Raw genomic sequence first — 21,257 nt, 5'->3', positions numbered from 1 at the left:
TCGGTATGGCAACGACTGCGCCGGTGCTGCCGGCATTCGAGATTGATGAAGCGAGGCTCTCGCGGGAGCTCGCGGAACTGGCGACGATGACGTCGGTCGAGCCTTCCGCAGTGGGGACGGCAGTGACGCGGGTTGTGTTTACGTCTGACGACCACACGGCCCGGGCGTGGCTCAAGGGGCTTGCTGACGAAGAAGGATTCTCGGTTCGGGCGGATGCGGTGGGGAATACGTTTTTCCGGTGGGAGGGTGCGGATCCGAAGTTGGCGGCGATTGCTAGCGGATCGCACGTGGATGCGATTCCGCATGCGGGCATGTATGACGGGACGGTCGGGGTTCTGGGTGGGCTGGAGGCGATGCGGGCTTTGAAGGCTGCGGGGCTCAAGCCGCTGCGGTCGATCGAGCTTGTGCTGCTGACGTCGGAGGAGCCGACGCGGTTTGGGATTGGATGCCTGGGGAGCCGGTTGATCGCGGGTGTGCTGGATGCGGCGCGGGCCGATTCCCTGCCTGACCTGATGCCGAAGGCAGAGGTTGGAGCGACGCTCGCCACGGTGCGGGCGGAGGCAGGATTTTGTGGTCCGCTGGAGTCGTGTCGGCTGGAGGCGGGGCACTATGCGGGGTGGGTGGAGTTGCATATCGAGCAGGGGCCGCTGCTCGAGCGGGAAGGTATGCCGCTGGGGATTGTGACGAGCATCGCGGCTCCGGCTGGTTATCGCTTCACGATTGAGGGTGTCGGCGGGCATGCGGGGGCTTTGCTGATGCCGGATCGGCGGGATGCGCTTTGCGCGGCCTCGGAGGTGATCCTGTCAATCGAGCGGCATACGCTTGCGGCCAATGCGGCGTCGGGGACGAACGATACGGTTGCAACTGTCGGGACATGCGATGTTCATCCAGGCGCGGTGAACAGCGTGCCGAGCCGGGTGACGCTGCAGCTTGATATTCGCGATACCGATCCCGAGCGGCGGGAGTCTGTGATGCAGTCGGTCCGGGCGGATATTGACGGGATCTCGGAACGGCGGGCGGTGACGATCAAGGAAGAGTTCGTGAATGCCGATGCACCTGCGACTTCGGGTGCGGGGATCGTGCAGGCGATTGAAGAGGCTTGCGCGGCGGAGAAGATCGTTGCGAAGAAGATGGTGAGCCGGGCTTATCACGACTCGTCGTTCATGGCGCGGATTGCTCCGGTTGCGATGATCTTCATTCCTTCCCGGAATGGAGTGAGCCATCGTCCCGATGAGTATTCCTCTCCTGAGTCCATCGCGCTGGGCACGCGTATTTTGGCGCTTACGCTTGCTAAGCTAGCTTCAGCGTGACCGGCAGCGCTTCGCACGTGCGATCGACCTAGCCGGCCACAGAGTAGAAAGACCGGGTAAACGCACCACCTATGGCAATCGAATCGATCAATCCGGCGACCGGCGCACTGATTCGCAGTTTTCCCGCACTGACCGATGAGGCCATTCAGCAGAGGCTTGCGCTCGCAGCGGAGGCGTTCGCGGCCTATCGGCGGGTGCCGCTGGCTCATCGGACGCTGTGCATGCGCAAGCTGGCGGCAATCCTCGACCAGGAGGTCGATGATCTTGCTGCGCTGATCACGACCGAGATGGGCAAGCCGATCAAGGCAGCACGGGCCGAGATCGCGAAGTGCGCGGCAGTGTGCCGATACTATGCCGATCACGCAGCGTTGATGCTTGCGCCGGAGGTTATCGCTACTCCGCAGAACCACAGCTATGTGCGATGGGAGCCGCTTGGGCCAGTGCTTGCGGTGATGCCATGGAACTTCCCGTTCTGGCAGGTGTTTCGCTTCCTGGCTCCGGCGCTGATGGCTGGGAATGTGGGGGTGTTGAAGCATGCTCCGAATGTCCCGCAGTGCGCGCTGGCGATCGAATCGCTGGTGCGGCGCGCGGGCTTTCCGCGCGGGACCCTGCAGGCGATGCTGGTAGAGGTGCCACAGGTGGAAGGCATCCTGAGCGACAAGCGCATCGTCGCCGTGACCGTCACGGGGAGTCCGCAGGCGGGGAAGGCAGTGGGCGCGCTGGCGAGTTGGCTGATCAAGAAGTCTGTGCTCGAGCTTGGCGGCAGCGATCCGTTTGTGGTGATGGGATCGGCCGATATCAAGCTGGCGGCCGAGACGGCGGTGCAGGCGCGGTGCATCAATTCAGGGCAGTCGTGCATTGCGGCGAAGCGATTCATCGTGGTGGACGAGGTGTACGAGGAGTTCACGGCACGGTTCGTGGACGGAATGGAGTCGATCCGGGTGGGCGATCCGATGCAGGAGGCTACGGACCTTGGACCGCTGGCAACGGCGGGGATACTTGCGGGCGTCGAGTCGCAGGTGAAGGCGGCGGTGGACGCGGGAGCGCGGCTGCTGACGGGTGGGGCCAAGATGCTGGGCAAGGGCAACTACTTCGAGCCGACGGTTCTGGCGGATGTGCCGAGGACGGCTTCGGTGTTTCGCGAGGAGATCTTTGGGCCCGTGGCGATGCTCTTCCGGGTGAAGAACATGGATGAGGCGATTGCGCTTGCGAACGATACGCCGTTTGGGCTTGGGGCTTCGGTGTGGACGCGAGAGGCGATGGAGCAGCAGAGGCTGATCGCGGAGCTGGAATGCGGGATGGTGTACGTGAACTCGATGGTGGTGAGCGACCCGGCGCTGCCGTTCGGGGGGATCAAGCGGTCGGGATATGGGCGGGAGTTGTCGGCGGCGGGGATGCGAGAGTTTTTGAACGCGAAGACGGTGGTGATCTCGGAGAGCAGCCTCGATATTCCGGAGGCGGACACATCGGTGGTGCCGTATGAGCCGTTCAAGCCGGAAGATTTCGACGACGCGGATTTCTAGGCGCGGACAAAGTGCGCCGGGGCTATCCGCAACATATCGAACGACATCGTGTTTCTATGGACAGGATCACTGGACCCGGTAGACGATAGACCGGGCCGGAAATCCGTTCGGCGCGCAGTCGCGGTTTTACCGCAACGCCCGGTTAGGGGAAGCATGAAAAACATCACGAACCTGGTCAAAAGAACACTCGGCGCCGCAGTTCTCGCTGCCGCGCTCATCGCCCCCGCAGCAGCTCATGCCCGCATCTTCCTCTCCGTCGGCATCGCGCCCCCGGTGATCCCTGTCTACGAACAGCCGCTTTGCCCTGGCGACGGGTACATCTGGACGCCGGGATACTGGGCCTATGGCGACGACGGCTACTTCTGGGTCGATGGCGCGTGGGTCGAGGCTCCTTACGAGAACGCCCTCTGGACTCCCGGATATTGGGGTTATGACAACAACGCCTACGTGTGGAACGCCGGGTACTGGGGACCAACCGTTGGCTACTACGGCGGGATCAACTACGGCTTCGGCTACTTCGGGGCGGGTTTCTATGGCGGTTACTGGAATAGCGGCCGCTTCTTCTATAACCGGGGCTACAACCACCTGGACTTCAACCGGATTCACAACGTCTACAACACGCCGTACCGTGGTGGGAATGATCACCCCGGTGGACGGGCGTTCGACGATCATCCGGGTGCAGGTCGGGGGTTTGCCGGGAATCGTGGAGCGGCTGTGAATGGACGCGAGTTCGATCGTGGGAACTTCCAGAACCGGGTCGCGCAGCCGAATCGCGATAACGGGAATTTTCAGAACCGCGTGGCGCAGCCGAGCAACAACGGAGGCAACTTCCAGAACCGGACAGCCCAGCAGAACGGGTTCGGTCAGGGCGGGGATCAAGGCGGGAATCAGAATGTAAACCGGCCTGCTTATGGTGGTGGCGATTCGACGCAGCGTGGGTTTGCTGTGCAGAACGGCTACCAGAGGCCTGCGACTCCGCAGAACTTCGGAGAGCAGAACAATGGACGCCAGCAGGGCGGACAGCAAAGCTTTGGTCAGAGGCAGGGCGGGTATCCGCAGCCTAGCGGACAGCAGAACTATAGCCGTCCGACGCAGAGCCAGCCAGCGCAGAACTACAGCCGGCCTGCCAGCAGCCCGGCTCCGCAGGCTCAACCGCAAACGCGGAGCTTCTCGGCTCCAAGTGCACAGAGCGCTCCCAGCGGTGGAGGCTCTCGTGGCGGGGAAGGCGGAGGCCATGGCGGCGGCGGAGGATACCGGCGCTAAGGCTTCCATCCAACTGAAGCAATCGAGGACGCGTGACTCTTACGAGTTGCGCGTCCTTTCTCTTTTGGCGTTCGTGCGAGGATAACTAGAATCGACCGACCAAAGGATTTTGAACGCATGAGACTGAGACTGGCTTCCCTGCTTCTGCCTACCTTGTTGAGCCCTGTCGTGCTGCGTGCGCAGGCTACGCTTCCTGCCTCGGAGAAGCCGCTGGCGCGTGAGTTGCTTCAACAGCTTATCGAGATCAACACGACGGATTCGGTGGGGAACGTGTCGACGTCGGCGAAGGCAATGCAGAAGAGGCTTCTCGACGCGGGTTTCCCGGCGGCCGATGTTGTCGTCCTTGGCCCGGATACTCCGGCTGAGAATAAGGGGCGCAAGGACAACATGGTGGCTCGGTACCGGGGGCGTACGGGGTCGGCACTGAAGCCGATTCTGCTGATCGGGCATTTGGACGTTGTCGAGGCGAAGCGCAGTGACTGGACGACCGATCCCTTTCAGCTTGTCGAGAAGGATGGGTACTTCTACGGGCGCGGCACGCAGGATATGAAGGACTCCGGTGCGGCGATGATTGACGCGTTTCTTCGCCTGAAGCGCGAGGGATTCGTTCCGGATCGTGACCTGATCCTTGCCCTGACCGCGGATGAGGAAGGCGGCAAGTCGAATGGGGTTGACTGGCTGCTGAAGAATCATCGTGACCTTGTGGACGCTACGTTCGCGATCAATCCTGATGCGGGTGGACCGGAGCTCGACGCGGGCAAGGCGACGAGCATGGGCGTCGAGGCGACGGAGAAGCTGTACGCCGACTATCGCGTGACGTCGACCAACCCGGGCGGGCATAGCTCGCTGCCACGGCCGGATAATGCGATCTACCACGTAGCCGAGGCACTGATCCGGCTGGAGCATACGCCGTTTCCGCTGGAGACGAACGAGGTGACGCGGGCCTACTTCGCCAGCATAGCGAAACTAAAGACAGGGGCGTTGGCGGCGGATCTGAAGGCTGTCTCGGGGGCCACGCCGGATCCCGCAGGCGCGGCGCGACTCTCGAAGGACATCACGTATAACTCGCTTCTGCACACAACCTGCGTGGCGACCATGATGACGGCGGGGCATGCTCCGAATGCGCTTCCGGGGTCGGCGATCGCGAATGTCAACTGCCGCATCTTTCCGGGGCATTCACAGGAAGAGATTCGCAAGGAATTGATTCGTATCTTTGCCGATCCGTCGCTGAAGGTGCAGTACATGACGGACGGCGGTGAGGTCCTGGATCAGGGTTCGGATCGCAAGTCGATGGCTCCGCCACCGTTGAATCCCGAGGTATTTGGGCCACTCGAGGCTACGGTGAAGGCGATGTGGCCGGAGATTCCGATTATCCCGCGCATGGAGACTGGGGCTTCGGATAGCATCTACACGATGAATGCGGGGATTCCCAGTTACGGATTTTCCGGCATGGGGATCGACCACGACGATGACCGGGCGCATGGACGCGACGAGCGGATCCGCGTCGTTGATTACTACACGGGTGTCCAGTTCGAGTATCTCTATCTCAAGGCTCTGACGAGCCATTGAGTCCGCCGGTCAACCTCGGACGAGGGTTGGACCGGACCGGCTGCGCTTTGCGCCGTACATCGCGTGGTCGGCGCTACGTTTCAGGGCCTCGGCGCTGAAACCGTCTTCGGGATACTTGGCGAGGCCGAAGCTGGCGGAGCCGGTGATGATTCTGCCCTCGATGGAGAATGCTTCCTCGAAGCAGGTTTTGAGCCTCTCGCAGACACCTTCAGCGTCCTCGGAGGAGGCTTCGAGCGGCACGATAACGAGGAACTCATCACCACCGATGCGGGCGAGCATGTCGCTCGAACGCTTGGCGGCGAGCAGGCGCTGGCTGATCTGCTTCAGGTAGAGGTCGCCCATCCTGTGGCCGTATTGATCATTCACTTCCTTGAACTCGTCGACGTCGATGTAGATGAGGGCGAGGCCGCTGCCGTGGAGCGCTACGTCGTCGAAGGCGGCGCTGAGGCGCATCTCGCAGAGGCGGCGGTTGGGAAGTTCGGTGAGGGCGTCGTGGGTGGAGTGATGGACGAGCGCCTGGTGAAGAAGCGACTGGCGAATGGCGAGCGTTGCCGTCTCCGAGAGCATCTCGTAGACCTCGTGCCGATCCTCGGAAGGGACGTAGCCTGGACGGGCCTCGACGGTTATGTTTCCGACGGTATCCTTTCCGTCTCCCGTAAGCGCGATCTCGAAGAGCCGGCTCGGATTGCTCTGCCGACTCGTCTGGCGCAGGTCGCCTTCCGAAACGTTCATGCCGTCGAGGAGATACGAGCACTCAACGCCTGGTAGAAGTGTCTTGATGGAATTACAGATAGCGGAGAGCACGGCGTCCGGTGGCTGATTGGAGCTGATCTTTTCGAGAATGCGGCTTCGCTCACGGGCTACGATCATGGAGCGCTTGATGCGGGAGGTCTGCACGACGAGGCGGCGCCTCAGGAGGATAGCCCAGGTGGCGATGATGACGGCCAGGGCGAGGAGGGCCATGACGGTTTCGAGTAGATGCCGGACGGTCCACCAGGGAGGGCTCGCAATGAGGACCACGTCCGAGGGACGGCGTAGATCGAGGTGAAAGAGCGAGGCCTTCCGCCATGGTCCCAGAGGCAGGATGCGGCATATTCCAGTCAGTCGGACGCGGCTCTGCTGCTGAAATCCCGGAAGTGTATCCCTGCCTTCCACCTTGGCGTTGACGAGATGTCCGTCCACATCGACGACAAGCGTCTCTGAGAATGGTCCGCGAAGCTGCGAGATGACGGTTCCTTCCACCGAGATGAGATTGTCGCTGTAGTCTCCGCTGGCCGCCTGCTCGTACGTGACCGCGCGCGGCTTGATTTCCTCGGTCTGCCCGACCCGGACGAGCGATCCCTCACGAAGGCTCGGGGCATACTCGCGATCGCTCGCGAAGCCGAAGGCGTCGACCACGTCCCCAAGGTTGAAGTCGTCGGTCTGGCGGGTCTGGATGTAGATGCTCTTTCCGCCCTGCTCAAGCACTGCGGAGTCGCCTTTTTTATAGAAGGTAAGGGCTCCCCGGACGCGCACGCGCACGGACCGATCTTCCACGCTGCGGAAGCGGAAGACCTCGTCGATATCGGTGAGCGGAAGATTTTCAAGATTGACGCCTGGCTTCTGAAGCACCCGAAGCGATGAGGGTCCAGGTACATAGAGGACAATGCCGGTGAGCTGGTTCTTGGCATCGAAGGTACCGCCGGCAACACCGGTGATTTCTACGGTGGCATCCAGGAGCGACTTAAACTGATAGCCAAACGACGGATCCAGATAGACCTGGATTTCGCCACCGCTCATCATGACATCGAGGTGAGCTGACAGTGCGTTCTGATGCTGTTCGATATCCTGGGCGCGGACAATCCCGTGGACCGTAACCAGCCTGCAATCGCCGCGTCCCATGGCGAGGTCGGCGTACTGGGATTCGGGTGCTCGAAAGGTCTGTCCGTGACCGAGCAGACGAATGGTTGCGCCGCTGGCGACCTCAGACCGGAAGCTCGGGTTCGCAAAACCATCCACCTCGACCAGATCGCCCGTCCGGACGGGATAGATGTGATCGCTGTTGACGAAGACGCCGCCTGTGCTGTCCTGGAAGAACATTACGGCTTCATTGGGGTCGTAGTAGCTCACCGTTCCGATGAGGTGGACCTTGCGGTTGACAGCTTCCGATGCGGGGAGTTCGTGAAGCCGTCCGGCACTCGTGATGGTGTCCGCAGACGCGGAGGTGGGTGCGGCGAAGCTTTGTCCTTGAAATCCGACCGAGAGGAAAAACAGAGACAGAAAGGCGAAGGCAAGTCTCGAGGAGACAGCCGCTCGCCGTGGGGCTCGATCGTAGTGAGGGGGCCGCCGGAGAATCCAATCCCGTGATGAGTGAATACGGCTCATGAGGGAATCTCTCTTCGCAACAACTTGCGCCTGGAAGGAGAACAGAGGAGCCTGAGTGGTTGCGAAATCCGTCCTGTCAGTGCCGATCGCCTCCAGGGGCCGGATGTTGTCTGCTTCAAACGATATCGGCTTGGATTGGAGATCAACAATCACACAAAGGGTGCAGATGGGCAGAGCGGTGCCAAGAATGGCCGAGATTGGGTGGCGGACGTACACTTCTGCCATGAAGGACGGGCGGGTGATGGCGTTGGATGTGGGAACGGCGCGAGTCGGCGTGGCGTTGACCGATCCACTCGGGTATACGGCGCAGCCTCTGCTAACACTGTGGCGGAAAGGGCGTGGCGAGGATATGCGCAGCCTCCTTCGCCTGGTTCGCAAGCATGAGATCGTGCGAATTGTGGTGGGGAATCCACTGCACATGTCGGGCGACGTAAGCCCGTGGGCGAAGAAGGTGCAGGAGTTCGCGGACGAGCTTGGGCGGCGGGCGGCGGTGCCAGTGGAGATGTGGGACGAGCGGCTTAGCTCTGTGGCAGCTCACGAGATCCTGGATGAGGCGGGCCATGACAAGCGGGATCGCAAAGACATTATCGATCAGGTAGCGGCGGTAGTGATCCTGCGGGGGTGGATGGAGGTTCGCGAGCAAGCGGCGGCACGGGCTGCGCGGGTGGCGCAAATCGACGCGGCTTCAAGAGAATAGCGCGAGCCATGGCTGGCGTCTCGCTACAATATCCGCATGGCTCTTGTCACGCTCGGCGACATCCGCTCCGCTCAGATACGCATCGCTCCCGCGGCAGTACGCACGCCGCTGGTTCAGCTTTCGAACGGCATCTTCGTCAAGGATGAGTCGGCGCAACCGATCGGCTCGTTCAAGCTGCGCGGAGCTTACAACCGGATTGCGCTTCTGGCGGAGGAGGATCCAGATGCGCTTCGTCGCGGAGTGATTACGTATTCGAGCGGAAACCACGCGCAAGGGGTGGCTTATGCTGCGCGGGCGCTGGGGACAAAGGCTGTGATCGTAATGCCGGAGAATGCTCCTACGGTGAAGATCGAGGCTACGCGCGAGCTTGGGGCGGAGGTCGTCTTCGTCGGCTCGGCGAGTTCGGCGCGGAAGCTGAAGGCGGAGGAACTCGCCGAAGCGCATGGATATACGATCGTTCCGCCGTATGACGATCCGGCGGTCATCGCGGGGCAGGCTACGTGCGGGGTCGAGATTCTGGAGCAGGTTGCCGAGGCCGGGGAGGATCCATCGGATCTACTGATTCTGTCGCCGGTAAGTGGGGGAGGATTGCTGAGCGGGACGGCTACCGGAGTGAAGCTGCTTTCGCCGACGACACAGGTTTGGGGTGCTGAGCCGGAACTTGCGGCTGATGCGACGGAGTCGTTTCAGTCGGGGACGCTGGTCGAGTGGCCGGCAGCGAGTACGACCCGCACGATCGCTGACGGGCTGCGGACGCAATCGCTTGGGCTGACGAACTTCGAGCACATTCTGAAGTATGTCGATGGGATCGTGACTGTGTCCGAGGACCAGATCTTCCAGGCGATGCGGTTTTACCTGGCGACCACGACGCTGGTTCCGGAGCCATCGGGCGCGGTGACGCTGGCGGCGGCGATGCATCGGGGCGACGGGCTTCCGAAAGCGAGGAACGTGGTCGTGATTCTGAGCGGCGGCAATCTTGATCCGGCGCTTCGCGAGTCGTTTGAGTCCGAAACAGCCGCAGGCCGCGTCTAAAACGCTATGCGCCTCGCATCCATTTCGACTCTTACGCTTGCCCTGCTGATTCCTTGCGCGCTCGTGGCGCAGAAGCCTTCGAAGAAGGATGCCCGCTCTGGCTATGACCGCTCGGCGCGGGCTACGCTTCTGCATCCGGCTAACGTCTACGTTGCGGCAGATGAGAACGCGCAGAAGTCCGCGCTCGTGAACCCCGGACACGAGGTCGTGATCTCGGAGCACTCGGGTGGATGGGTGAGGGTGTTCGCCAATACCGACATCCAGGACGACATCAACGACGACGAGAAGCCGGAGTTCGCGGATGACGATCCGACCCCGCAGTCGGGGTGGATTCGGGACAAGGGCATCATCACACCGACGACGCCAAATGGGGATGCGATCCTCTACGGCTCGGCGGCCAACTATGAGGCTGCGGCCGCTGAGCCACATGCCCCAGTCGATGCGGCAACGTCGGCGCATTTGCTGTATCGCCGTGTGGCCACTTACTTTCCGCAATCGCCGCTCGCTGCCGAGGCGGCCTGGCGGTCGGCGGATATCCGGTGGCAGATCGATAAGCGCGACCAATCGTCGCTCCCTTCGGCCAAGGAGCAGGATGCGAGTTTGCGTCCGGGACTCTTTGAGGGTGAGTTGAAGTACGTCATCAAGAAGTTCCCGAACTCTCCGCAAGCGGCTAAGGCGGCTTACGAGATGCTCGATAACAAGCTGTGCGGGGACTGGCAAGGCTTGCCGAAGTGTCCGGAGATCGAGTCGGGGCTGTACGAGAAGTACGCAGCGAGGTTCCAGGGCGGACCAAGGACGGCAGAGGCGCTGTACGAGGCGACGTTCCGGCAGGGGACGCTGGTCTCGATGTACGAGGTCGAGGAGAACCATAAGAAGTCGGAGGCGGCGGCCGCGCATACACAGGCGCTGGCGCAGCAGCTTCAGGCGCAGTATCCGCAGTCAGACTTTACGCCCAGGGCGGAGTCCATCGCGTACCGGGTGGCCCAGAATATTCCGATTTACGGCAACGACCGCGATTAGGGGAACGACTGGGATTAATCCCAGCGCCACACAAAACACTTCGCCGCTCCGACCGAAGCCGTTACCATGGGTAATATGCCAATTCAGCTTATCCAGGTCATCCTCCTTGCGATCGTTCAAGGACTCGCCGAACTTCTGCCCGTTTCGAGCTCCGCCCACGTCGTCGTCGCCGAGAAGCTGATGCACCTCGATCCGAGCACGCCGGAGATGACGCTCCTGCTGGTGATGCTGCATACCGGCACGATGTTTGCCGTGATTGTGTATTTCTGGAAGCGGTGGCAGAAGACGTACTTTTCGAGCGCGGCGGCGTTCAAGGGGTTCCTCGTTCCTCTGGTTGCGGCGACAGCGCTTACCGTAATCATCGGTTATCCGCTGCAGAAGGTCGTCGCGAAGGTGGCTATGCCCGGCGCGGAAAAGGCAGAGATTGAGGAGCTCTTCAAGCGGCTAGACATCATTGCTCCGGCACTGTTTGCTGCGGGCGTGCTTATCCTGATCGCTGGTCTGCGGGAGCGGCGGCAGATCTCCGAAGCGGCTGCCGAGGATGAGGGTGCGACGCTGACCATGCCACAGTCGCTTTGGATCGGGGCGATCCAGGGCATCTGCATTCCCTTTCGCGGGTTTTCGCGGTCGGGTGCGACGATTTCGACCGGAATGCTTGCGGGTGCCGCGCGCGAGAAGGCCGAACGTTTTTCGTTTGCTCTTGCCGTTGTGCTGACACCCCCCGTTGTCTTCGTCGAAGTGCATCGGCTGCTGAAGGCTACGAAGGAAGCGGCAGCGGCGGGTACGCCGATCGATCTGCATGCCACGCTGATGATGAGCCTGCTTGGTGCGGTGTTCGCGTTTCTAGCGGGCCTTGTGGCGCTGAAGTGGCTTTCAAGCTGGCTGGAGTCGGGCAAGTGGTATCTGTTCGGGATCTACTGCCTGGTTGCGTCCGGCGTTGTCTTTTACCTGCATACGCAGGGCTACTAGCAACTGCTCTTTCGCCGCTTGCCGCCGAAGGGCTTTTCGACTTTGCCGACCGGCGGAGGCTCGTGCGAGCCGGCCGATCCTATCCAAGGCTGGCAGTCGGGGCACCACCAGGTGCTGCGGGCCTGTTCGCCCTGCTTGCGGGTCATGATGGTGGCGCCGCAGCGGCGGCACTCCTGGCCATGGCGTCCGTAGACCCAGAGGCGCTCCTCGCGGTCCATGGCGTGGGTGGTGCGGCGGTTGCCGGAGTAGGTGACGATGCCGTCGCCGGAGCCGTCCATCACGTTGGCCTTCATGTAGCGCTGGGAGACTTCGGCCATCACCTCCATCTCCTTTGGCGTGATGGTGCGCATGGCACGGAAGGGGTTGACTCCAGCGGCGAAGGCTACCTCGCTCTTGTAGACGTTGCCGAGGCCGGCCATCACGCGCTGGTTCAGGAGGGCTACGGCGATCTCGGCTTCGGGGTGCTCGGTGGCGTGGCGGGTGAGCGCCGCTACTCCGGATTCGACGGTGTAGTCGTCCGAGAGGATGTCGATGCCTAGTTTGGGGATCTGGGAGTGGCGCTCAAGGGAGCGGGCGGTGTGGAACTCGGCGACCGGGATGTTGAAGCCGATGGCTTGCCAGCCTTCGACGGAGATCGCAACGCGCATACGGTCTTTGCCCATCCACCACTTCTCGCCGGTGCGATAGAGGTGCCAGCTTCCACTCATGAGCATGTGGGTGATGAGGATGAGGTCGCCGGAGAAGTGGATGAGGCACCACTTCCCTCTTGCTTCGACCTTCTCGATGGTGCGGCCTGCGAGAGGGGCTTCGTCGTTCTGGCGGGCGAGGAGGGCGAGGCCGGTGTCGAAGGCGGTTACGATCTTTCCTTCGAGGACTCGTTGCATCGCGCGAGCGGCGCGGTAGATTGTGTCGCCTTCGGGCATATTTTCCTTTCCGGTGGTCCCCCCCACCTTGGGTAAAGGCATGCAAAGTCTTAGAATGATTAGGGTTAGGGTTGGACTTCGTGCTTCAGTAGCCGCAAAGTATTGCATTCAGGGGAGATGATCTCATCATGGATGGGGGACGAAATGGGTGAAGCAAACGCAGATTCCCTTCGGGAATGACAACAAGAAAAGCAAAGGCAAGAGCGTCTTAGCGACCGGGCAGTGCGGGCAGGGTTCGGCGCACGTTGAAGCCCATGGCTCCGGCTACAAAGCCTGCTTCGAGAAAGGGTTTGGCCGTCCAGTGTTCGGCGATGGCGGTCCCGTTGATCGAGGTGACGAGCATGCCGCCTTCGTACTGGCTTCGGCTGACGAGGAATTCGGCGACGTTCTTCGTTACGTTTGACCGGGCGGGCTCCTCCTCGGGGAGGAAGAGCTGAATGTTTGGATTGGTGCGGCGAAGGTAGGCGACCAGCGCTCCGTCGCACAGGATGACCTTTGCTCCCACGCTTCGGGTGAGCGAACTGCTTGCGTCCGGGGCTGCGGGCCACTTGAGGAGGGCACCGTACGGGTTTGCGGGGTCGGTGGCGGCTAGCTGGACCATCTCGGACTTGCCCGGGTCCCCCGTGGTGCGGAGGGAGCGGAGGAGGTCGACGGCGGCAGGCATGGCGAACTGGGTTGCTCCGAGGTCGGCGGCGAAGTAACCGCGACGGACTTTGCCGCTTTCCTCGAGGGCTTTCATGACGTCGTAGATGGCGGAGAAGCCGCCAGGGAGGTTTTCGGCGTGGGCAGTCTCACGGAAGACGACGCCGTAGCGGGTGAGGAGTTGCTGGGCGATGGCGTGGCTCCATTTTGTGTCGCTCTGGTCCGTGCCCGAACGAGCTTCCGCGAAGGCCGCTTCCTGGAGCGCCCAGCGGCCTTGGGCCGTTGGCGGTGTGGTGCGGCGGGAGCGGAAGCCGGTTTGCTGGTGAACGCGCTTTGGCTGCTTTGTGGTGGCGGGGCGCTCGCAGTAGGCGCGGAGAGCGTGCATCGCGTCGTTGGTGAGCATGCCCTTCCAGACGAGGTTCCAGAGGGCTTCGAGGGTCTCGCCGGGGTAGCCGCCGCCAACGCCCTCGTGAACCTGCTGAAAGAAAGAGGCTCCGTGGCTGCGCAGGTAGGCGACGATCTGCGATTCGCGACTGCCTTCTTCGAGTTTGGAGGTGGAGGTTGGGGGCCAGAGTTGCGAGAGGCGTTCGGTGAGGTAGAGGCCGATACGCCCGTCGCGCTCGCCGATGGGTTCGAGTCCGACCCATGTGACCTCACCAGCGGCGATGAGGGTGTCGAGGTCGGCGGGTTTGTAGGCGGTGATGCGCGCGGGGAGGATCTCGGTTTCGAGGATGGAGGCGGGGATGGGTGCGCCCTGAAGGTTTTCGATGACGTCGAGGAGGGCGTCGAGACCACGGCGTGGCTGGACGACTCCCTGCCAGCGGGTGAAGAGGCGGGCGAGCGTCTGCTGCTCGACAGGCTCGACCTCCTTGCGCAGACGGGCGAGGGATTTGCGCCGAATCGTCCGGAGGATCTCGTGATCGCACCACTCGCGGTGGACTCCGCCGGGGCGGAAGCCTCCCTCGACGACGCGGCCTACCTGCACGAGTCGGTTCATGGTGGCTTCGACGCTTTCGAGCGGAAGGCCGAAGCGCGTGGCGCACTCGGGTGTGGTGAAGGGGCCGTGGGTGCGGCCATAGCGGCGGATGAGATCGAAGAGGGCGTCAGGAACGTCCTGCAGGAAGGCGGTTGGCAGGCCGGGCGGCAGGGGGACGCCAACGGCATCGCGGTAGCGGCCTGCGTCTTCGACCGCGATGAAGCGCTTCTCGCCTGCGACGGTGACCTCGATGACGCGGCGGGCGCGAATGAGTTTTGCTACGCTCTCGGCGGTGGCTTCGTCTACGGTGCGGGCGCGAAGTTCGGCGCGGGTGAGGTCACCGAGGCGGAGAAGAAGGTCGTGGACGCCGTCGGTGGACTTTGCCTGGTAGCCGTTGGCGGTGGACTGGGCCTGCTCTTCGGTCTCTTCGATGGCGCTAAGGTCGAGGAGTTCGCGGAGGTCGGCGTCGCCCATGAGCTCGCGAAGCTGGTCCTGGTCGATGGAGAGGGCCTGGGCGCGGCGTTCTGCGAGGGGGGCGTCGCCGTCGTAGATGTAGTTGGCGACGTAGCTGAAGAGAAGGGCGGAGGCGAAGGGGGACGGAGTGCGGGAGTCGACCGTGTGGACGCGGAGGGTGCGAGTGGCGATGAGGCGCAGCGTCTCCATGAGGGCGGGCATGTCGAATACGTCGCGGAGGCACTCGCGATAGGCCTCGAGGAGAATCGGGAAGGACGCGTAGCGGGAGGCGACGGAGAGGAGATCGTAGGCACGCTTGCGTTGCTGCCAGAGGGGGGTGCGCCCGTCGCCACGGCGACGTGGGAGAAGAAGGGCGCGGGAAGCGCTTTCGCGGAACTTGGCGGCGAAGAGGGCGGTCGAGCCGAGCTGGCGGAGGACGAGTTCGGCGGCTTCTTCGGGCTCTAGAAGCATCTGGTCGATGCCGGGGGCTTCGTCGGTCTCGGGAAAGCGAACGACGAAGCCGTCTTCAGACCACATGGTTTCGACTTCGGGGCCGCCATTGGCGCGGATGCGGGCGGTGACGGCCATGGCCCAGGGGGCGTGGATGCGGGAGCCGAAGGGGGTGAGGCAGCACATGCGCCAGTCGCCGAGTTCGTCGCGGACGCGCTCGATGACGATGTTGCGGTCGTCGGGAACGACCTGGGTGGCGTGTTCCTGATCGGCGAGGTAGCGCATCAGGTTCTCGGCGGCGAGGGTGTCGAGGTCGTGCTCCTGGATGAGGGTGGTGATGGCGACGCTGCGGGGCATGTCGCGGAGTTCGCGCATGAGGGCGCCTATGCGGCGGCCGAACTCAAGCGGGCGTCCGGCGCGGTCGCCGTGCCAGAAGGGCATCTTGCCAGGGTCGCCGGGTGCGGGGGTGACGAGGACGCGATCGTGGGTGATCTCGTCGATGCGCCAGGTGGAGGCTCCGAGGATGAAGGTGTCGCCGGTGCGGGACTCGAAGACCATCTCCTCGTCGAGTTCGCCGACGCGGATGGGCTTCGAGTGCGAGCCTGCGAGGAAGACGCCGTAGAGGCCGCGGTCGGGGATGGTGCCGCCGTTGAGGATGGCGATCATCTTGACGCCCTTGCGCGGGGTGAGCCAGTTGGTCTGGCGGTCCCAGGTGATGCGGGGGCGGAGTTCGGCGAACTCGTCCGAAGGGTAGCGGCCTGCGAGCATGTCGAGGACGCCGTCGAAGACTCCCTGGCTGAGGGCGGCGAAGGGGGCTGCACTGCGGACGATGCCGTAGAGCCCGGCGTAGCTGATACCCGGGGCGGCGTCTTCGTCTGATTTCGGCTTTTCGCGGCGTTCGGCGGCTTCGACGTCGAGCGGGGGCTGGGCGATGATGGCGACGATCTGCTGGGCGAGGATGTCGAGCGGGTTGCGGAGGAAGCGGGTGGATTCGACGTGGCCCTCGTGCATGGCACGGGTGACGGCGGCGCAGGCGACGAGGTCGGCACGGTACTTGGGGAAGATGATGCCGGAGGAGGCGGCTCCGACCTGATGGCCGGCTCGTCCGATGCGCTGCATGCCGCTGGCGACGGAGGGCGGGGCTTCGATCTGGATGACGAGGTCAATGGCTCCCATGTCGATGCCGAGCTCGAGCGAGGACGTCGCGACGAGGGCTTTGATCTTTCCGGCTTTGAGGAGTTCTTCGATCTCGGTGCGTTGCGAGGCTGCGAGAGAGCCATGGTGGGCGCGGGCGATGGGTTCGCCAGCGAGGTCGTTGATGGCTCCGGCGAGGCGCTCTGCGACGCGGCGGGCGTTGACGAAGATAAGGGTGGAGGTGCGCTCGCGGATGATCTCGAGGAGGCGCGGGTGGATGGATTGCCAGATGCTCGTGCGCTTTGGGCCCTGCGAGGCTGGGCCGCTGGGCTGCTCCTGGATCTCGCCGAGGCGGGCCATGTCTTCGACGGGGACCTCGACGCGGAGGTCGAGGAGCTTGCGGGCTCCGGCGTTGACGATGGTGACGGGACGGTAGCGGGCTCCGCCGGTTTCGACACGGGCGTCATCGGCTTCGGTGCGGGCTTGTCCGGCTACCTCCATGAGGACGCCGGAGACTTCGCCCTCGGAATCCGGGGTCAAAGGCGTATTTGTAATCGATTCGGTTACAGGGAGAGCGAGGGGCTCGGTGGTGGCACCTTCGGCTCCAGCGAGGAAGCGGGCTACCTCTTCGAGAGGGCGTTGTGTGGCGGAGAGGCCGATGCGCTGGAGGCGGCGGCCGGGGGTCTGGGCGACGAGGGCCTCGAGGCGTTCGAGCGAGAGCGCCATGTGGGCTCCGCGCTTGGTGGGGACGAGGGCGTGAATCTCGTCGATGATGACGGTCTCGACGGTGCGCAGAGCCTCGCCGGCCTGCGAGGTGAGCATGAGGTAGAGGGACTCGGGCGTGGTGATGAGGATCTCGCCGGGGTGGCGGGCGAAGCGGGCGCGTTCCTTCTGGGGAGTGTCGCCGGTGCGGACGGCGATCTCGGGGGTGTGGAAGGGGACACCTTCGCGCTTCGCCATGTTGGCGATGCCTGCGAGAGGCGAGCGGAGGTTGCGTTCTACGTCGACCGCAAGGGCCTTCAGGGGGGATATGTAGACGACGCGGCAGCCGGGTTCGGGGCCGGTGACGGGGCTGCGGAGCATGAGCTTGTCGAGGCACCACAGGAAGGCGGTGAGGGTCTTGCCGGTGCCGGTGGGGGCGAGGATGAGCGTCGATTCACCACGCGCGATTGCTGGCCAGCCTTCGCGCTGCGGGGCTGTGGGTTGGTCGAAGACGGCGCGGAACCACTGCGCGGTGATGGGGTGGAAGAGGCAGAGGGCTTGTTCGGCGGAGAAGGTCTCTTGAGGTGGCGAGGCTACGAGTGCGGGCGCTGACGCCTCTGCCGTGATCTTCTTAGCCGAGATTTTCTTTGCTGCCGACTTCTTTCCTGCCATCGCGTTCCCGGGTCGCGGCGGTGTTTTGCGGCGTCAGGTATACGATGCACGACGAGACGAGGTTGCGTCGAATCAGCGTTCGGCGGCTGAACGATAGAAGTAGCTTCCTTCGGCGAACTCAACGCGGAAAAGGTCAGTGGAGTCTTCGGCCTGCTCAGCGCTGCCGAGGACTAAGAATCCCTGTGGATCCAGGCGGCGATGGATCTTCTTGAGGACGGCGGCTCGCTCCTGCCGGGGGAAGTAGAGGAGGACGTTGCGCAGGAGGACGAGGTCGAAGGTGGGGAGAACCGGCAGATCAGCGCAGAGGTTCGCGTGGAGGAACTGGCACATGGAGCGGACGTGCGGTTTGAGTTCCCACTCGTCGTCGACTCGGGTGAAATACTTCACGAGCATGCGCGCGGGCAGGCCGCGGTTGACCTCGATGCGGCGGTAGCGGGCGAGTTGGGCGTAGTGGGTCATCTCGTGCGAGAGGTCGGTGCCGATGATCCTGACGTCCCATTCGGCGAGCACCGGGAAGTGTTCGCAGAGCATCATGGCGAGGCTGTAGGCCTCCTGCCCGCTTGAGGACGCGGCGCTCCAGATGCGAAGGATTTTCGTTTGGCTGCGCAGGTCGATCAGCCTTGGGAGGATCGTTTTCCGGATCGCTTCGAAGGGCTTCACATCGCGGAAGAAGCTGGTCTCGTTGATGGTCATGGCCTCGGCCACGGCGCGATGCAGATGCGTGGGCTGTTCGCGCTTGAGTACGCCGACGAGGTCTTCGAGGTTCGAGACGCCGGCCATCATGGCGATGGGGGCGAGGCGCGTATCGAAGAGCTTGTTGCGCGATGGGTCAATCTGGTTTGAGGACTCAGAGAGCACAAGCTTGCGCAGGTAGGCGTAGTCGGTGTCGGAGGTCACGGCGCTTCGGTGGTCCTTTCTATGCCGGGCGTGCTCAGTGAGTCTGATGGATTCCAAGCAGGAGAAGCTTCTCGCGGAGGCTCTCGGTGGTGAAAGGCTTCATGAGGAACTCGTCGGCTCCGTAGGCGAGCGCCTGTTCGATGAAGGCGTAGTCGGTTTCGGTGGTCACCATCATGACGCGCATCGGTGGATGCAGGCCGGCCTCACGGAGAGCCTTGACGCACTCAAGCCCGCTCATCACGGGCATGTTGACATCGCAGAGCATAAAGTCGAAGGGCTCGGCGCGCTCCAGGACGTAGAGCGCGTCGCGGCCGTCCACTGCCTCTTCGCAGCCAACGTTCATGGTCTCGAGAAGCTGCTTCAGGTGGTCGCGAACGAAGGAGGAGTCGTCGACGATTAGTGCGCGCATGGGCTGTCTCCACGGCTCGCCGGCTTGAGGCGGTTGGGATCGAGGCGGATGATCGGGCCGGATGACGTCTCGTACGTTCCGTCGAAGAGGCCATTGCGGGCGTCGCGGTTTGGCTGGAGCGTGCTGGTTTGCGCGGTGAGCACGCCTCGGGCCGCGTCCACCGAGAGGCCCCACAGTTCGCAGGTTTGCTCGTCTTCGAGCACGATGATGCATCCGGTTGGTCGAGTCTCGCTGTAGCCGAGGAGAGCGCGGAAGCTGACGGCGGAGAGGATCTCGCCACGGTAGGGCATCACACCCACGATGTGGCTCGGTGCGAGAGGAACTCTTCGCATCTGTGGATGTTCGACGACCTCGCGTACCTTCGCGGTCTCGATGGCGAACAGGTCTTCTCCGATGCTGATCGAGAAGAGCGATACCTCTTCGGGGGTCTCCGGTTCTTCGCCGTTCATGCGACCTCCACAGGATTTGCTTCGATGAGTGCCGGCGGTGACCAGAGCAAGACACCGTGGAATGGGTCAGGCGCGGCAGTCTCCGGTTCGCTGACGTCGATGCCGGCTCGCGCGGCGATGGCGTGTGGGTCGAGGATCAGGGTGAGGGTTGCATCTCCGAGGATCGCCGCGCCGGAGAAGACTCCAAGCTCGCGGAGCACCGGAGAGAGGGGTTTTACGACGATCTCTTCCGGGGCGACGAGGTCGTCGAGCATCAAGGCGAAGCGGCGGCCGTCGACGTCGAGAAGCGCGAGGTAGAAGGCTTCGGTCTGCGTCGATGCGCGTGCTTCAAGATCGAGGAGGTGGTCGAGCCGGACGATGGGGGCGAGATGTTCGCGAATGCGGAAGCGCCCGGTGCCGTCGATGATTTGGATGGTGCCGCAGGCCTCCGCGTGGGAGATATAGACGAGCTCGACGAGCGATCCCTGCGGGATAGCGAAGGTCTGGCCTGCGCTCAGGACCACGAGCGCAGGGATAATGGCGAGGGTGAGCGGAACTCGGAGGCGCAGGATGGTTCCCTTGCCTGCGTGCGACTCGAGTTCGACGCTGCCACCGATTTTCTCCACGTTTGAGCGGACGACGTCCATGCCGACTCCGCGGCCGGAGACGTGGGTGACGGATTCGGCGGTGGAAAAGCCGGGGCGGAAGGCCATCTGCAGAATGTCGCGGTCGGTCATGGCGTTCGCCTGCTCCGGGGTGAGGAGCTTTTGGTCTACGGCCCTGTCCCGGACCTTGTCGAGTGGGATTCCGGCTCCGTCGTCCGAGATCTCGATGAGCACCGATCCGGCTTGCTGCGAGGCGCGCAGGCGGATGACGCCGACGACGGGTTTGCCGATGCGGATGCGTGTTCCGGGAGGCTCGATGCCGTGATCGACGGCATTGCGGACGGCGTGGGTGATGGGATCCTTGATCGCTTCGAGGAGGCTCTTGTCGAGGCAGACTTCCTGTCCGGAGAACTCGATCCGCACGGTGCGTTCGCAGGCCTTCGCGAGGTCCCGAACCATTCTGGGGTAGATGTGGAAGAGGTTGCCGAGAGGCTGCATGCGAGCCTGCATGACCGTCTCGCGGAGGTCCGAAGTGACGGTGTCGAGGCGACGTCCGAGGGAGACGAAGTCCCGTGCGTTGGGACGACTTTGGAGGATCTGATTGCGGGTCAGGACAAGCTCGCTGACGAGGTTCATCATGCGGTTGAGCACGTCCACGTCGATGCGGATGGTCTTCTCCGACCTATCGGATGAAGCACTCAACGGATCGAAGATGTCCTTGTCGGATGGAGCGGATTGGGCGCTGGACTGACCGGCTCTGGCCCGCTCGTCCTGGCTCGCCTTCAAGGCGCGCTGAGAGAGCCTGCGAAAGGTCTCGATGAGGAAGTCGTCGCGATCGTCGCTGCGGCTGCCTTCCGCGCCGGTCTTCTCAATGAGGAGGACGATCTTTCTGATCCTGTCGAGGAGGTTCAGCAGGAGCGTAACGAGCTGCGCCGTGACGTCGAGATGTCCGCCGCGCAGGGCGCCGAAGAGATGCTCTCCAGCGTGCGCGAGCGCCTCAAGGCGGGTAAAGCCCAGGAAGCCTGTGGTTCCTTTGAGGGTGTGGATGATGCGGAAGAGCTCGTCGACGAGTTCAGGATCGGTGTGACGCTGTTCCAGCTTCGTCAGGCACTCTTCCATGCGGTCGAGTCCTTCCCGGCTCTCCGCGATGAACTCTTTCCTTAGATATTCCACATCCTTGTTATCGGAGCGGAATGTGAAAGCTTGAGCAGCCTGCTAT

At 63.1% G+C, this 21,257-nt stretch carries 15 protein-coding genes; 8 read left to right on the top strand and 7 right to left on the bottom strand.

Annotated features, from left to right (window positions below):
• The first annotated feature begins 5 nt into the window (after positions 1-5).
• The 4 genes from GRAN_RS19480 (at position 6) to GRAN_RS19465 (ending at position 5,665) form a co-directional block, all read left to right on the top strand.
• On the top strand, positions 6-1,310 hold the full coding sequence (locus GRAN_RS19480) for a M20 family metallo-hydrolase (protein WP_128914695.1): 1,305 nt from the start codon (positions 6-8) through the stop codon (positions 1,308-1,310).
• Positions 1,311-1,381: 71 nt separating this feature from the next.
• Positions 1,382-2,833: an NAD-dependent succinate-semialdehyde dehydrogenase gene (locus tag GRAN_RS19475; RefSeq protein ID WP_128914694.1), complete on the top strand. Its 1,452-nt coding sequence runs from the start codon at positions 1,382-1,384 to the stop codon at positions 2,831-2,833.
• 153 nt (positions 2,834-2,986) lie between these two features.
• Positions 2,987-4,096, top strand: coding sequence for a YXWGXW repeat-containing protein (locus GRAN_RS19470; protein WP_128914693.1), 1,110 nt, complete (start codon positions 2,987-2,989; stop codon positions 4,094-4,096).
• A 117-nt stretch (positions 4,097-4,213) separates the two neighbouring features.
• Positions 4,214-5,665, top strand: a complete 1,452-nt coding sequence (locus tag GRAN_RS19465) for a M20/M25/M40 family metallo-hydrolase (RefSeq protein WP_128914692.1) — start codon at positions 4,214-4,216, stop codon at positions 5,663-5,665.
• A 9-nt stretch (positions 5,666-5,674) separates the two neighbouring features.
• Here the strand turns inward: GRAN_RS19465 and GRAN_RS19460 are convergent, their stop codons facing one another.
• Positions 5,675-8,029 (bottom strand): GGDEF domain-containing protein, encoded by a 2,355-nt coding sequence (locus GRAN_RS19460; RefSeq protein ID WP_161571066.1) that lies wholly within the window; start codon positions 8,027-8,029, stop codon positions 5,675-5,677.
• A 187-nt stretch (positions 8,030-8,216) separates the two neighbouring features.
• Here GRAN_RS19460 and ruvX point away from each other — a divergent pair, with 187 nt between their 5' ends.
• The 4 genes from ruvX (at position 8,217) to GRAN_RS19440 (ending at position 11,747) form a co-directional block, all read left to right on the top strand.
• Positions 8,217-8,726 carry a Holliday junction resolvase RuvX gene (gene ruvX / locus GRAN_RS19455; RefSeq protein WP_241655028.1) on the top strand — a complete coding sequence of 170 codons (510 nt, stop codon included), beginning with the start codon at positions 8,217-8,219 and terminating at the stop codon, positions 8,724-8,726.
• Between the two features lie 36 nt (positions 8,727-8,762).
• Entirely contained in the window at positions 8,763-9,758 is a 996-nt protein-coding gene (locus tag GRAN_RS19450; RefSeq protein ID WP_128914690.1) for a threonine ammonia-lyase, read from the top strand.
• Between the two features lie 6 nt (positions 9,759-9,764).
• Positions 9,765-10,778, top strand: a complete 1,014-nt coding sequence (locus tag GRAN_RS19445) for a tetratricopeptide repeat protein (protein ID WP_128914689.1) — start codon at positions 9,765-9,767, stop codon at positions 10,776-10,778.
• 66 nt (positions 10,779-10,844) lie between these two features.
• Complete coding sequence (locus tag GRAN_RS19440) at positions 10,845-11,747, top strand: undecaprenyl-diphosphate phosphatase (protein ID WP_241655027.1); 903 nt, start codon at positions 10,845-10,847, stop codon at positions 11,745-11,747.
• Here the strand turns inward: GRAN_RS19440 and GRAN_RS19435 are convergent.
• The 6 genes from GRAN_RS19435 to GRAN_RS19410 all read right to left on the bottom strand — a co-directional run bounded on the left by GRAN_RS19435 (position 11,744) and on the right by GRAN_RS19410 (position 21,211).
• Positions 11,744-12,712 (bottom strand): Fpg/Nei family DNA glycosylase, encoded by a 969-nt coding sequence (locus GRAN_RS19435; protein ID WP_338323458.1) that lies wholly within the window; start codon positions 12,710-12,712, stop codon positions 11,744-11,746. The genes GRAN_RS19440 and GRAN_RS19435 overlap by 4 nt on opposite strands.
• 166 nt (positions 12,713-12,878) lie before the next feature.
• A complete protein-coding gene (locus GRAN_RS19430; protein WP_128914688.1) occupies positions 12,879-17,699 on the bottom strand; it encodes a DNA glycosylase AlkZ-like family protein in 4,821 nt (1,606 codons plus the stop codon).
• Positions 17,700-17,771: 72 nt separating this feature from the next.
• Positions 17,772-18,596 (bottom strand): CheR family methyltransferase, encoded by an 825-nt coding sequence (locus tag GRAN_RS19425; RefSeq protein WP_128914687.1) that lies wholly within the window; start codon positions 18,594-18,596, stop codon positions 17,772-17,774.
• A 34-nt stretch (positions 18,597-18,630) separates the two neighbouring features.
• Positions 18,631-19,005, bottom strand: coding sequence for a response regulator (locus GRAN_RS19420; RefSeq protein WP_128914686.1), 375 nt, complete (start codon positions 19,003-19,005; stop codon positions 18,631-18,633).
• Positions 18,993-19,454 carry a chemotaxis protein CheW gene (locus GRAN_RS19415; RefSeq protein WP_128914685.1) on the bottom strand — a complete coding sequence of 154 codons (462 nt, stop codon included), beginning with the start codon at positions 19,452-19,454 and terminating at the stop codon, positions 18,993-18,995. The genes GRAN_RS19420 and GRAN_RS19415 overlap by 13 nt, the downstream gene beginning before the upstream one ends.
• Positions 19,451-21,211, bottom strand: a complete 1,761-nt coding sequence (locus tag GRAN_RS19410; RefSeq protein WP_128914684.1) for a chemotaxis protein CheA — start codon at positions 21,209-21,211, stop codon at positions 19,451-19,453. The genes GRAN_RS19415 and GRAN_RS19410 overlap by 4 nt, the downstream gene beginning before the upstream one ends.
• Positions 21,212-21,257: the final 46 nt, after the last annotated feature.

Origin of the sequence: Granulicella sibirica, from assembly GCF_004115155.1 — a bacterium.
Lineage (GTDB): Bacteria > Acidobacteriota > Terriglobia > Terriglobales > Acidobacteriaceae > Edaphobacter > Edaphobacter sibiricus.
Note: the sequence above shows the minus strand (reverse complement) of the source record. Positions and strands in the feature narration are given on the sequence as shown.

Coding starts and splice junctions, on each gene's coding strand:
- GRAN_RS19470 (WP_128914693.1), top strand. CDS start 2,987: ATGAAAAACATCACGAACCTGGTCAAAAGAACACTCGGCGCCGCAGTT.
- GRAN_RS19475 (WP_128914694.1), top strand. CDS start 1,382: ATGGCAATCGAATCGATCAATCCGGCGACCGGCGCACTGATTCGCAGT.
- GRAN_RS19415 (WP_128914685.1), bottom strand. CDS start 19,454: ATGAACGGCGAAGAACCGGAGACCCCCGAAGAGGTATCGCTCTTCTCG.
- GRAN_RS19450 (WP_128914690.1), top strand. CDS start 8,763: ATGGCTCTTGTCACGCTCGGCGACATCCGCTCCGCTCAGATACGCATC.
- GRAN_RS19465 (WP_128914692.1), top strand. CDS start 4,214: ATGAGACTGAGACTGGCTTCCCTGCTTCTGCCTACCTTGTTGAGCCCT.
- GRAN_RS19480 (WP_128914695.1), top strand. CDS start 6: ATGGCAACGACTGCGCCGGTGCTGCCGGCATTCGAGATTGATGAAGCG.
- GRAN_RS19420 (WP_128914686.1), bottom strand. CDS start 19,005: ATGCGCGCACTAATCGTCGACGACTCCTCCTTCGTTCGCGACCACCTG.
- GRAN_RS19445 (WP_128914689.1), top strand. CDS start 9,765: ATGCGCCTCGCATCCATTTCGACTCTTACGCTTGCCCTGCTGATTCCT.
- GRAN_RS19440 (WP_241655027.1), top strand. CDS start 10,845: ATGGGTAATATGCCAATTCAGCTTATCCAGGTCATCCTCCTTGCGATC.
- ruvX (WP_241655028.1), top strand. CDS start 8,217: ATGGCCGAGATTGGGTGGCGGACGTACACTTCTGCCATGAAGGACGGG.
- GRAN_RS19435 (WP_338323458.1), bottom strand. CDS start 12,712: ATGCCTTTACCCAAGGTGGGGGGGACCACCGGAAAGGAAAATATGCCC.
- GRAN_RS19460 (WP_161571066.1), bottom strand. CDS start 8,029: ATGAGCCGTATTCACTCATCACGGGATTGGATTCTCCGGCGGCCCCCT.
- GRAN_RS19430 (WP_128914688.1), bottom strand. CDS start 17,699: ATGGCAGGAAAGAAGTCGGCAGCAAAGAAAATCTCGGCTAAGAAGATC.